This window comes from Microseira sp. BLCC-F43 (assembly GCF_041929235.1).
Classification (GTDB): domain Bacteria; phylum Cyanobacteriota; class Cyanobacteriia; order Cyanobacteriales; family Aerosakkonemataceae; genus Microseira.
Genome location: NZ_JBHFNP010000049.1, coordinates 59,320 through 71,615, shown reverse-complemented (window position 1 = coordinate 71,615; position 12,296 = coordinate 59,320). Strand labels below are relative to the sequence as shown.

The window sequence follows — 12,296 nt, the reverse complement described above, 5'->3', positions numbered from 1 at the left end:
TTGGGAAGGGGGGTTGGGGGGATCGATTTTATAAATAGCAACTTGAGTTACATATAGAAACAGGGAAGAAATCCCCCTTACCTTCTCTTAAGCCCCCCTTGGGAAGGGGGGTTGGGGGGATCGCTTTTATAAATAGCAACTTGAGTTACATATAGAAACTTTGCGTAAGTCTTGTATCAGTTAAAATAAAGAGCGAACTATTAACCGTAAATCATCATGCAAACAGACTCGGTAAAACCCAATTCTAATTTAGCGATCGCACCCTTTCGCAAAAAGCTTAAGTCTGCCCTAACCAAGCGTCAGATCTCCGTTTTGCAAATTAACTTAGGCAAGCGCTGCAACTTAGCTTGCAATCACTGCCATGTAGAAGCCAGTCCTAAGCGAACCGAAGAACTTTCCCCAGAAATTTGCGACCAGCTAATTGAGCTTATATATAAATTTCCGCAAATCAAAATAGTTGACTTAACTGGCGGCGCGCCGGAAATGCTTTATGGTTTCAAACCGCTAGCAGAAGCAGCGCGAAAAACTGGAAAGCAAGTCATTGTCCGTTCTAATCTAACTATTTATTTTGAACTAGGTTTTGAAGATATTCCTGAATATTGCGCCAACCATCAACTGAGAATAGTTGCTTCTCTTCCCTGCTATTTAGAAGATAACGTCGATAAAATGCGCGGAAATGGGGTTTATAATAACTCAATTCGGGCGCTGCAATTGCTAAATCAATTGGGATACGGTCAAAACCCAGACTTAATTTTAGATTTAGTTTATAACCCGCAAGTTCCCACCACAGATACTTTTTCCTTGACTCCCAATCAAGTCAAGTTAGAACAAGATTACAAAGCATACCTGAAAGAGCATTTTGGCATTGCTTTCAACAACCTGTTTACGATTACCAATTTACCCGTCGGGCGCACTAAGTTTCATCTGGAACATCGAAAGTTATCTAAGCCTTACTTACACTTTTTAGAATCAAACTTCAATTCCGATACCGTGGAAAATTTAATGTGTCGAGATGAACTTTCTATCGATCATTTAGGTAATATATACGACTGCGACTTTAACCAGATGGAAAATTTACCCGCCAAACTCCCTAGCGGTGAAACTCTAACCGTTTCCAAATTGCTGGCAGCTGGTAGTTTAGATTTAATTGACGAGATTCAAACAGCACTCTACTGTTATGGTTGCACGGCGGGGTGCGGTTCCAGTTGCGGCGGCGCGTTGGTTTGAGCTTGCTCACCTACTCATTGCAAAAATCTGTTCGGCTGTAAGAGTTAAATTGGGAAACAAGCGGGACTCAATTCGCTCTTGCTCTCTAAAAATCTTACCTGGCAAATATTCACCATTCTCCAATTGATAAATCGTAATTGTTGGCTGCTTTGGCGAACCGATAAAACGAGTTCCGCCATAGGCAGCGTAGTCCACAATTATGTACTCTAAAACTCCTAAATCCTCATATTCAGCAAGTTTGGTGAGATAGTCATCTTTCCAATTTGTACTAACTACCTCAATGATTCCTGGCGGCGGAATGTAAGCAGCAGCAGAACTAGAATTACCTTTCATGCGCTGCCATTCTTCTTTGGCAAAAATTACAATATCTGCTTTACGGCTTTTTTCTTTCTCGTCTGGTGCGGTTTTGAGCCGAACCTGTTTAGACTGTCTAGAAACATAAGGAAGATCTGCTTCCAAACAGTGAGCTTCGAGGCAGGCACAAAGTCGCTGTATCAAATCTTCATGGTTAGCATTTGGTTCGGATAATGGCACCCGAACTCCATCAATTAACTCAAAGTCTCTGCCCGAACCGTCATCCCAGGCGAGAAACTCCTCAAAGGTCAATGGCTTTGTAACTGTTGCGTACATGGCGATTGTCTCATTCAACTAAAAATTACCATCCCGGTTGCTAAATTAAGATGCGGTTAAGATAAAGATGTCAACTAAAATTTTAACAAAAATCGATGACTGCACCCGCTACAACCGAAATAGACTTAATTACCTGCGGTTTTCACGCGCTTTCGGAACCGCTGCGGTTAAAGGTACTCGATCTGCTAAAATCCCAAGAACTCTGCGTTTGCGAGTTGTGCGAGAAATTGGGCGTAACTCAGTCTAAGCTGTCTTTCCACCTGAAAACCTTAAAAGAAGCTGGTTTGGTGCGATCGCGTCAAGAAGGTCGCTGGATCTACTACAGTCTAAATCTGGCTCAATTTGTCGTTCTGGAGCAATATCTGGCAGACTTTCGTCGCTTCAGTAATATCTTGCCAGCTCGCTCTTGTCAAGACAATCCTTAATTTCTTTGTATTTATTAACAATGTTTTTCACCCTTTTTTTAGTTTTAGCCCTTGACAAATCAAGTTTTTTTGAAATGATAAGAGTATGACCCTATAACTGATGAGGGCTAGGCAAATGAATGTAACAGCAAAGCCGTTATTATTCGCGCTAGGGATTCTGGTATTAACGACCAGTTGCTCAACGCCAACTAACTCAAATGCAAACTTGGCCGTAGCGGGGGGAAGCGCGCCCACAATTAAGATCGATGGGTCGAGTACGGTGTTTCCAATTACGGATGCGATCGCCAAAGAATATAACAAAACAAAAGCGAACAAAATTAATATCCAATCTGCGTTTTCTGGCACTACGGCGGGATTCAGAAAATTCTGCGCGGGGGAAACAGATATCAGTAATGCTTCCCGTCCCATCAATGCCGAAGAGATGAAAGCTTGCAACCAAGCTGGCGTCAGATTTATCGAATTACCTGTTGCTTTTGACGCCCTAACTGTAGTTGTTAATCCCCAAAATAATTGGGCAACCGATATCACCAGAGAAGAGTTGAAAAAGCTTTGGGAACCCGCCGCTGAAGGGAAAATTACTAAATGGAATCAAATTCGTTCATCCTGGCCAGATCGACCGATTAACCTTTATGGTGCGGGGAAAGATTCCGGTACGTTTGATTACTTTACAGAAGCCGTAACTGGTCAATCTAGAGCCAGCCGAAACGATTATACGGCTAGTGAAGATGATAGCGTTTTAGTGCAGGGAGTTGCCAAAGATTCCAATGCATTAGGTTATTTTGGTTGGAGTTATTTTGAAGACAACCAAGATAAGTTAAAAGCTTTGGCAATTGATAGCGGCAAAGGGGCAATTCTGCCAACTCGCCAGACAGTAGAAAAAGCCCAGTATCAACCTCTGGCGCGACCTTTGTTTATTTACGTCAACGCCCAATCTAGCCAGAAGAAACCAGAGGTGCGCGAGTTCGTCAAGTTCTACCTCCAAAATGCCAATAAAGTAGTTGAAGAGGTGAACTACATTCCCCTACCAGAAGAAGGCTATCACATTGCTAAAATTCATCTGGAGACGGGAAAAGTAGGAACCGTATTTGAGGGGAAAGCAGAACTCAATTTGACGATTGGCGAGTTACTGCGGAAAACCAAACAATTCTAGCTTTCCGCTTATAGCTGCCCCAGGTTGTTAATGCAGGTGCTTGACAAATCAAAATTTTTTGTAACAATAACATTGTTGATCGTAGGACAATCATAATGAGTAGCGGGAATCATCAGGCCGAGACATCGCATGTTGAAGCCGGGAGCAATCTCAGTTTTTTTGAAAAATATCTCACTGTTTGGGTATTTTTGTGTATTGCGGCTGGCATTACTTTAGGACGATTGTTCCCAAAAGTTGCTGTTACCCTCGATGCAATGAGCATCTATCAGGTGTCGATTCCAATCGCCATCTGCTTGTTTTTCATGATGTATCCCATCATGGTAAAAATTGATTTTACCCAAGCAGTCAATGCCGTCCGCGCGCCTAAGTCAGTCATTCTAACTCTGGTAGTAAATTGGTTAATTAAACCATTTACAATGGTGGCATTCGCTCAGTTTTTTTTGGGGTGGCTATTTCGTCCGCTGATTGCGGGAACAGAGCTAATTAGAGGCAGTGAAGTCTCGCTAGCAGACTCTTACATTGCCGGGACAATTTTGTTGGGAATTGCTCCTTGTACGGCAATGGTATTAATGTGGGGCTACTTATCCTATAGCAATCAAGGACACACCTTGGTAATGGTGGCAGTCAACTCGCTAACGATGCTGTTTTTATATGCACCGTTAGGTCGATGGCTGCTAGCAGCTAATAATTTGTTAGTGCCTTGGCAGACAATAGTCTTGTCAGTTTTGATTTATGTTGGCTTACCACTAGCCGCTGGAATGTACAGCCGTTATTGGATTTTCAAATACAAAGGCAAAAGATGGTTTGAGCAAAAATTTTTGCACTATCTCAATCCGATTGCAATTTCTGCCCTTCTGATTACCCTCGTATTGCTGTTTGCCTTCAAAGGGGAATTGATTGTCAATAATCCGCTGCACATTTTATTGATTGCTGTGCCGCTGTTCATTCAAACTAATTTCATTTTTTTGATTGGTTATGTTGCGGCTTTAAAGCTGAAGCTGTCTTATGAGGATTCAGCACCCGCTGCATTAATTGGAGCCAGCAACCATTTTGAAGTTGCGATCGCCACAGCAGTGACGCTATTTGGCTTAAATTCCGGTGCCGCACTAGCCACTGTGGTTGGTGTTTTAATCGAAGTACCAGTGATGTTGATGTTGGTTGAAATATGTAAGCGGACTGCATTTTGGTTCCCGCGAGAACCGGAAAAAGCTACATTGCGCGATCCCCGCTGTTTGAGGATAAGCGGGTAGTAAAATTTACCCGCTTGATGAGTTTTAATCAGGAGAAAGCACAGAGATAACTTGCGATTAAATTACTTTAAATCGGATAATAAATGTGGGAGACACCATGAAAAAAGTCATGTTTGTATGCAAGAGAAACTCCTGCCGTTCCCAAATGGCAGAAGGATTTGCTCGTACTTTAGGAGAAGGGAAAATTGCCGTCACCAGTTCCGGATTAGAAGCTAGCAAAGTTCATCCGACAGCGATTCAAGTCATGTCGGAAATTGGCATTGATATTACCAATCAGACATCTGACCCTTTAAGCGATTTCCAAGCAGAAGACTACGATGCTGTAATTTCCTTATGCGGATGCGGCGTTAATTTACCCGAAGCATGGGTAATGCGAGAAGTGTTTGAAGATTGGCAACTAGATGACCCCGATGGACAACCGCTAGAAACCTTTCATCGCGTGCGAGATGAAATTAAAGAACGAGTGGTAAAACTAATCGAAACCCTCAGCTAGCTCAAATCTAATTCGATTGATTAATTTTTGACCCAAATGACACAAACCTTCGACCACAAACCGAGAATCTTATTTTTATACGGCTCGTTGCGCGATCGCTCCTACAGCCGCTTGTTAGCCGAAGAAGCGGCGAGAATTATCGAGGAATTTGGCGCAGAAACTCGGTTTTTTGACCCTCGCGAGTTACCAATTTATGGCAGCGTAGACGCCAGTCATCCCAAAGTTCAGGAGTTACGAGAATTAAGTTTATGGTCTGAGGGTCAAGTGTGGTCGAGTCCAGAAATGCACGGCAATATTTCTGGGATTATGAAAAACCAAATTGATTGGATTCCCTTGAGTGTCGGCGCTGTTAGACCAACCCAAGGTAGAACTTTAGCTGTGATGCAAGTTAGCGGAGGTTCCCAGTCTTTTAATGCGGTTAATACCCTGCGAATTTTAGGCCGCTGGATGCGGATGTTTACAATTCCGAATCAATCTTCCGTGGCGAAAGCTTATCAGGAATTTAACGAAGATGGGACGATGAAAGATTCTTCCTATCGCGATCGCGTCATCGACGTAATGGAAGAATTGTACAAGTTTACGATGCTTCTGCGCGATCAAGTAGATTATCTCACCGACCGCTACAGCGAACGCAAAGAAAAAGCCGCCCAGCAGATAATTCAAGTCGCTAATAGCGCTTTTGAAGTTAATTCTGGTAAAAATATTTAAGTGCGATCGCTTGATAAGCTGCTACGCATTTAAATCCAATAAAGGGGCGGGCTTTCCGGCCCACCCCACAAGAACAGGACTTACGCAGCAATACCATATGTAGTGGTTGTGGTGCGTTACGCTAGCGCTAACGCACCCTACATCTAGATCCTTTGCGTAAGTCCTGAAGAAGAAAGGAAACTTTGCTCTCAAATTAGGTGCGTAGCAGCTTATGCCTCCGACACGCTACGCGATATGCCTCCGACAGGCTGCGCGAACGCACAATCTACAAAACTAATTTCAGATGCCATCTTTTTAGCAGAATTAATCCAAAATCTAAAATCTGCAATTCTTCAATCTAAAATATCTTGACAAGCATCCACTGTTGCGGTAGGGTGTTTGGTTATCGGTTGCCAGCCAACTCAAAGCCAAGCAACCGATATCGACCAAAAACCTAGAACCGCTATCCAGAGCTGTTAGAGCAGCAGAGGATAGCATGACCACCCAAACTGCCAAAAACAGTCGGGAGGCTAATTGAGAATTTTAACATTCTCTGGAGCCACCTTGCTTTGTGCTGCCGTGCGGGTTGGCTAGATTTTTGGAATTTTCACACCAAAAATCGGAGTAAATATCATGGCATTTCGTTCAGACTCATTCGGATCGGACAGTTCTAATCCCGAATCGCCAGAACCGCAACGGGAAGCTGTGCGAATTCTAATCATCAGTTCCTACGCCGGAATCCGAGAAACAGTCCTCTCGTTGTATCAAAAAGAATTTGCGGAGGTAGACGACTGGGCAGATGTCCAACCCGCAGCCAATTATCCAGGCGAGTTGGTGACGATTCTGGTACGCTATCGCAACCGACAAGAAGGCGATCGCTCATCGGGACGATAAATTTTAGTAACGCAAGTTGCTTAGTTAATGGCTAATGGCTAATGGCTAATTTTAGATTTAACTTTAATCTGCAATTAGCCATTAGCTCTTAGCAGGACAAAAAGCAATATGCCAAAATCAGAACAAAAGGTTGAGGGTCGAATCGTGACAGGAATAGTGCCGAAAATATTACCGCTGGAAAATGGCGATCGCATCACTCGCGCTGAATTTGAACGTCGCTACGATGCCATGCCTAACTTGAAGAAAGCCGAATTAATCGAAGGAGTTGTGTACATGGGATCGCCAGTTCGAGTTATCCACGGCACACCACATGCTTATATTATTGGATGGTTGTTTGCTTACAGGGTAGCTACACCTGGGGTTGGTCTAGCAGATAATACCACAGTGCGCCTAGATCCAGATAACGAACCTCAACCCGATGTACTGCTGCGAATTGAAGTAGGCGGACAATCAACAATCAGCGAAGATAATTACGTAGAAGGTGCGCCTGAATTTATTGCAGAAATAGCAGCGAGTAGCGCTTCCTATGACTTGCGAGAAAAATTAAGAGTCTATCAGCGCAACGGGGTTCAAGAATATCTGATTTGGCAAGTTTACAACCAAAGAGTCGATTGGTTTCGTTTAAGAGAAGGTGAATACGTTGCTCTATCAGCAGATGCATCGGGAATTGTTAGAAGCGAAGTTTTCCCAGGTTTATGGTTATCAGTTCCCGCTTTAATTGGGGGGGATTTAGGCGAAGTTCAATCGGTATTGCAGATGGGGTTGGCAACGCCCGAACATCAAGCTTTTGTGGAACAATTGAATGGTTAGGGATAATGCGATCGCTTAATTCGCATCTAGCAAAGAGCAGCCATGAAATAAATGGTTTTAGCTCTTAGCCCGCTCTTTATCTCCGGGCATTTATGCGTTGGCGGTAGCCTGTGCGACAGCACGTATCGCTTAGCATAGAGGAATGATATCAACTGCATAACGAGGTTTACTATGGTAGCTATTCCAGATCCTAAATACATGAGTCCCCAAGAATATCTAGAATGGGAAGAAAAGCAACCAATTAAATATGAATATATCAACGGCGAAGTGTTTGCCAGACCTGAGCAAAACCTGACTCACAATTATATAATTGGAAACCTAATAACTGCGCTTAAAAATCATCTCCGAGGCGGTGCTTGCCGAGTTTATGCCATAGATGTCAAACTGGGTGTATCTGAAAATGTATCTTTTCACTATCCTGATGTGACGGTAACTTGCGACGAAAGGGATAGAAAGGCACGCAAGATTATTTATCATCCCTGTCTAATTGTCGAGGTTCTTTCTCCGAGTACGGAAAGTTTCGATCGCGGTAAAAAATTCAAACAATATCGCCGCATTTCCACTCTCAGAGAATACGTTTTGATCGGTGCGGAACAAATGAGCGTCGAAGTTTTCCGAATAAATGATAGAGGAATTTGGGAACTTTATACTTATGCAGAAGGAGATGAGGTTTATCTAAGTAGCGTTGATTTTCGGTGTGCGATCGCGCTTCTATATGAAGATGTGGTATTAGAATCTGAAGAGGAAGAAAGCTAAAGCGCTTCTTGTCACGGTATGCTGATTAAGTTCGATCGGTATGCCGATTTATAATAAAATTAAGGCAAATATGGCTATTCCCTCAGAAGTCCAAGCTCTGATTGACAGACTAAATCAAGAACTAGCTCAAATTGAGCGAGAAGCAAGTGAAGCTTCTAACATCGTCAGAAGCCTATTGTTACGTTTTTCAGACAATGTTACCCTGATTGGATTGTTTGCGACTCTCAGTAATGCGTTATTATTCGTAGAAAATTCCAGAAGACGCATCCAGACTACCGTTGAAAGCATTTCGCCAGAAAATGTGCGATCGCAAGTAATTCAAGAAGCAGGAGAAGATTTAGCAGAGTTGCTAGGAAGGGTGCTAGAGACTAAAATGTTGGTTAATACCGTTATAACTCGTTTGGATAACTTGAGATGACTCAACAATCTTTAACTGACAAGCAACAAGCAGAACTGGAAGAAATTTTGCAAATTGCCAAACTAGCGGAACAGAAAGCTAAAGAAATGAGCGATTTGGCAACGGCAATATCTTTGAAATATCAAAAACGTTTGCATGAAGCTAATCTAGAAGCAACAGATAAATGCTAATATTATCTGGTTAACTGGGGGCGATCGCTCGCTTTATAGGACTGAGTTTTGAGGGAGGCGATCGCATTGCGATAGAGACGCAGCACGCTAAATTGGGTACTATTATGCTTCCTCCATCTCAGCTTGAAGAATTGCCAGATTTTCGCGGATGGTAACAGTACTGGGATGATTAACTCCTAAAACTCGTTCTGCTAGTTCTAAAGCTTGCAAGTACAAGGGTTCCGCTTCGCTGTACCTTCCTTGAGAATCGTAGAGTCCTGCCAGATAACTGAGATTTGTGGCTAAATCTGCTTCCAAACCTAGCTCTTTTTGCAACTCAATCGCCTTGCGAAAATACTCAATTGCCAGTGCTTGTTCTCTCTGATAATCTAAATCCTTCCCCTCTTGCAATCTGTTGTAATAAATTTTCCCCATACTGGCATACAAAGTCACCAAAATCGGGTCTTTCGCACCGCGTTCTCGTTCAATTTGTTGAATCAGTTGTTGCAAGTCTTCTAACGGCAGGAAATAAGACTCATCCTCAACAGGTAAATCCTCTTTCAGAAACGGACGAAAATCTTCAATCTCTCTACTAGCAACCACTCCTACCTTGCGCGACTGAAACCGAAATACACCCTTGCGCCAACTCCAAAAATCCGGTGCTTTTTTACTCAAATTCACCAGCATTTGCTGCGTCACCCAAAGTACAATCGGATAGGGAAACTCGCGCAACCCTTCCCGCGTCCATTGTAAGTACCCGAAAAATATTTCCTGTTCCGATTGTTCCTTCCCCAACTTCAGCGAATAAAGTTGTTCCGCCCCCGTCACCGTCAAAACCGCTTTTCCACCATGTTGGAGATATTCATCCTTTTCTACCAATTCGGCAATTGCCGCTTTTAGACTCGGTTCACCCCGCGCCAATTTCAGCCGATAGGGACGAATTTCTGGCTGTAATTCTGCTTCATATCGGGCAATAATCTCGTCGCGAAAATCGCCATTATCGCAGACAGCAATCAGTAAAGCCAGGATTCCCTGACTTGCTTCAATCGTCCCGACCAAATCGTCATAATTGTCCTGATTTTCACTCTCAATATCAACGCTATCTGAATTAATCATATCAACCCCTGTTCTTTCAATAACTCGACTACAATGGGGTGAACATCGTACCAAATCCGCTCGTTACTAGCGCTATATTCTAAAACAGACAGTCCGTGCAGCAAATCTAAAAACTCTGGCTGCCTGGGATCGTTGCGGGCAAATTGGTGATAAACTTCTTGCAGAATTCCATAATCCACCTTACCCAAATTCATCCCCAAATCATTGCGGATATTATTAACAGCTTGGTCTAGAATCTCATCATTAATCTTTAAATCGGTTTGATGCGGTTGTCGCCTCACTAATCGCCAACAAATGCGACAACATTCATTCGCAATCCGAATCAATTCTCGCAACAACCCACCACTCATTATCACAATTTGTTCTGCCGTCTGCGTTTCTAATAATTGACTTGAAATCCGCTTGGTTAAAATTTGACACAAAATATCCGTAGCTTCAACCAAAGGCACTGCACCAGCGAGGCGATTTTCTCCTTTGTTAAATAACTTGATTACAGGCATTGTGACAATTTGATCGTTAGTTTCCGTCTCAATCAAAGGTCTAAGAAACTTATCCCGCAAAACCGCAATCGGAACTGTATAAATCACGCGAAAGTTAGGCTGACACAAGGCTTTAATGTTGTCTCGATAAATCTCGTTAACTCGCCCTAACTCCAGTTTATCCAAGTCATCGATAATTACCAATATTTCTTTCTTACTAGCACCGTAAATCGATGCTGCAATTTCATTAATTCGCGCCACCAATTCGGAAATTTTTCGTTCAAATTCCTGCTTAATTTCCTGACGCACTACCGCATCTGCTTTCAGCTTACCCTTAATCAGCTTAAATAAATCAAACCCAACGGATGTTTCTGCTTCAAACTTTTCTTCTTCGCTCCGAGTTTTGGTGGCAAACCATTTATAAAAAGCCTTTTTTGTCGATTCGGGAATCTGAACTTGGTTTTTCTCAGCCTCAGTCATTAAATTAACCGCAATAGCAAACAAAATATTGATATGGTTCACATCCGACATTTCAATAGTGTCTGAGATGGAAAAGAACACCACAAAATATTTGTCAACGCACCTGCGCGCAAATTCAGCGAGTAAAGTAGATTTCCCGCTACCGCGATGTCCGGTAAAGATAATCTTGCCATCCCCGGAAGGACTATCTTCAACCAGTTGCTCTAATTCTTCAATAATATCGTTCCCATAATCTACGCGAAATCTATCTAGATCTTTTCGATCCAAAAGTGGCAAAAGTTCCAAATTTCTATAAGCTTCCTGAAATGTCTTTAATAAATCTCCAGACATGGGAATAATTTGTATATGACTATGGGGTTTAATTATACCGCAAATTGGATGTATGGGATTAGAATAAGGCTAGCGATTCGCTATTTAACTCAACTTGCTAGTTATAAAACCGATCCCCCCCAACCCCCCTTGCCAAGGGGGGCTTAATCGATCCCCCCAACCCCCCTTGCCAAGGGGGGCTTAATCGATCCCCCCAAACCCCCCTTGCCAAGGGGGGCTTAATCGATCCCCCCAAACCCCCCTTGCCAAGGGGGGCTTTAAAGAAGAAGGTTTAAAAAAGCTATGAATGACTCAAATTTACCAACGGAAAATCAGCCGAAGCCCAAAAACAAATATTCCTGGGTGCGTTTGGCTTTGGGGCTATTTATCCTCGTGGATGCCATTATTTTATTTAAAGTCACGCCAGCTGGTTCCTGGATTCGACCGGAAAATCTGCAATTACTCAAAACTGAGTTAGGTGTTTTTGCACCTTTGGGATATATCGGCATCTATTTTATTGCCACTGTATTCGGCATTCCGGGGACAATTTTAACCCTATCTTCGGGGGCATTATTTGGGCCATTTTTAGGCACGTTGTGGACGGTTATAGGCGCAACTTTGGGGGCGACGGGTGCTTTTTTAGTCGCGAGATTTGTGGCTTTTGACTGGGCTAAAAGGCAGTTTGAGAAAGGCGATCGCTTGCGACAATTAAGTCAAGGAATCGAACAAGATGGCTTTTGGTTTGCCCTTTCGATTCGCCTCGCACCCGTGTTTCCCTTCAACGCGGTTAACTATTTATTAGGTTTAACGCCAATTAAGTTACCGACTTATATCCTGGCAACCGCGATTGGAATTATACCCGGAAGTTTTGCTTATAATTGGCTCGGTCAAGGCGGAATCCAAGCATTAAATGGTGGCCCACCTTGGCAATTGGTAGGTGCTTTAGCCGCGTTGGCAATATTATCTGCAATGCCAATTTTGTTAAAGCGTATTAATGGTAATAAGTAATGACGTTCCCAGGCA

15 protein-coding genes are annotated in these 12,296 nt (G+C 43.0%); 12 read left to right on the top strand and 3 right to left on the bottom strand.

Annotated features, from left to right (window positions below; translation table 11 throughout):
* The first annotated feature begins 216 nt into the window (after window positions 1-216).
* On the top strand, window positions 217-1,227 hold the full coding sequence (gene arsS / locus ACE1CM_RS09440) for an arsenosugar biosynthesis radical SAM (seleno)protein ArsS (RefSeq protein ID WP_374877152.1): 1,011 nt from the start codon (window positions 217-219) through the stop codon (window positions 1,225-1,227).
* 6 nt (window positions 1,228-1,233) lie between these two features.
* On the opposite strand, the gene ACE1CM_RS09435 is transcribed toward arsS, so the two are convergent.
* Window positions 1,234-1,857: a Uma2 family endonuclease gene (locus tag ACE1CM_RS09435; protein ID WP_374877151.1), complete on the bottom strand. Its 624-nt coding sequence runs from the start codon at window positions 1,855-1,857 to the stop codon at window positions 1,234-1,236.
* 95 nt (window positions 1,858-1,952) lie between these two features.
* Here ACE1CM_RS09435 and ACE1CM_RS09430 point away from each other — a divergent pair, with 95 nt between their 5' ends.
* The 10 genes from ACE1CM_RS09430 to ACE1CM_RS09385 all read left to right on the top strand — a co-directional run bounded on the left by ACE1CM_RS09430 (window position 1,953) and on the right by ACE1CM_RS09385 (window position 8,910).
* Entirely contained in the window at window positions 1,953-2,282 is a 330-nt protein-coding gene (locus ACE1CM_RS09430) for an ArsR/SmtB family transcription factor (protein ID WP_374877150.1), read from the top strand.
* A gap of 100 nt (window positions 2,283-2,382) precedes the next feature.
* The gene (locus ACE1CM_RS09425; protein WP_374877149.1) at window positions 2,383-3,432 is read left to right on the top strand and encodes a PstS family phosphate ABC transporter substrate-binding protein; all 1,050 of its coding nucleotides are present in this window, start codon (window positions 2,383-2,385) and stop codon (window positions 3,430-3,432) included.
* Between the two features lie 95 nt (window positions 3,433-3,527).
* Window positions 3,528-4,682 carry an ACR3 family arsenite efflux transporter gene (arsB, locus tag ACE1CM_RS09420; RefSeq protein WP_374877148.1) on the top strand — a complete coding sequence of 385 codons (1,155 nt, stop codon included), beginning with the start codon at window positions 3,528-3,530 and terminating at the stop codon, window positions 4,680-4,682.
* 97 nt (window positions 4,683-4,779) lie between these two features.
* Window positions 4,780-5,175, top strand: a complete 396-nt coding sequence (arsC, locus tag ACE1CM_RS09415) for an arsenate reductase, glutathione/glutaredoxin type (RefSeq protein WP_374877147.1) — start codon at window positions 4,780-4,782, stop codon at window positions 5,173-5,175.
* Between the two features lie 36 nt (window positions 5,176-5,211).
* Entirely contained in the window at window positions 5,212-5,883 is a 672-nt protein-coding gene (arsH, locus tag ACE1CM_RS09410) for an arsenical resistance protein ArsH (RefSeq protein ID WP_374877158.1), read from the top strand.
* A gap of 612 nt (window positions 5,884-6,495) precedes the next feature.
* The gene (locus ACE1CM_RS09405; protein WP_374877146.1) at window positions 6,496-6,756 is read left to right on the top strand and encodes a hypothetical protein; all 261 of its coding nucleotides are present in this window, start codon (window positions 6,496-6,498) and stop codon (window positions 6,754-6,756) included.
* A gap of 108 nt (window positions 6,757-6,864) precedes the next feature.
* Complete coding sequence (locus ACE1CM_RS09400) at window positions 6,865-7,566, top strand: Uma2 family endonuclease (protein WP_374877145.1); 702 nt, start codon at window positions 6,865-6,867, stop codon at window positions 7,564-7,566.
* A gap of 171 nt (window positions 7,567-7,737) precedes the next feature.
* Complete coding sequence (locus tag ACE1CM_RS09395) at window positions 7,738-8,322, top strand: Uma2 family endonuclease (protein WP_374877144.1); 585 nt, start codon at window positions 7,738-7,740, stop codon at window positions 8,320-8,322.
* 40 nt (window positions 8,323-8,362) lie between these two features.
* A complete protein-coding gene (locus ACE1CM_RS09390; protein ID WP_374877143.1) occupies window positions 8,363-8,740 on the top strand; it encodes a hypothetical protein in 378 nt (125 codons plus the stop codon).
* Window positions 8,737-8,910 carry a hypothetical protein gene (locus ACE1CM_RS09385; protein ID WP_374877142.1) on the top strand — a complete coding sequence of 58 codons (174 nt, stop codon included), beginning with the start codon at window positions 8,737-8,739 and terminating at the stop codon, window positions 8,908-8,910. The genes ACE1CM_RS09390 and ACE1CM_RS09385 overlap by 4 nt, the downstream gene beginning before the upstream one ends.
* 102 nt (window positions 8,911-9,012) lie before the next feature.
* On the opposite strand, the gene ACE1CM_RS09380 is transcribed toward ACE1CM_RS09385, so the two are convergent.
* Together ACE1CM_RS09380 and ACE1CM_RS09375 are read right to left on the bottom strand one after the other, a co-directional pair.
* On the bottom strand, window positions 9,013-10,005 hold the full coding sequence (locus ACE1CM_RS09380) for a tetratricopeptide repeat protein (RefSeq protein ID WP_374877141.1): 993 nt from the start codon (window positions 10,003-10,005) through the stop codon (window positions 9,013-9,015).
* A complete protein-coding gene (locus ACE1CM_RS09375; RefSeq protein WP_374877140.1) occupies window positions 10,002-11,294 on the bottom strand; it encodes an AAA family ATPase in 1,293 nt (430 codons plus the stop codon). Before ACE1CM_RS09375 ends, ACE1CM_RS09380 begins: the two co-directional genes overlap by 4 nt.
* A 282-nt stretch (window positions 11,295-11,576) precedes the next feature.
* Between ACE1CM_RS09375 and ACE1CM_RS09370 the strand changes: the two genes are divergently transcribed.
* On the top strand, window positions 11,577-12,281 hold the full coding sequence (locus ACE1CM_RS09370; protein WP_374877139.1) for a TVP38/TMEM64 family protein: 705 nt from the start codon (window positions 11,577-11,579) through the stop codon (window positions 12,279-12,281).
* Window positions 12,282-12,296: the final 15 nt, after the last annotated feature.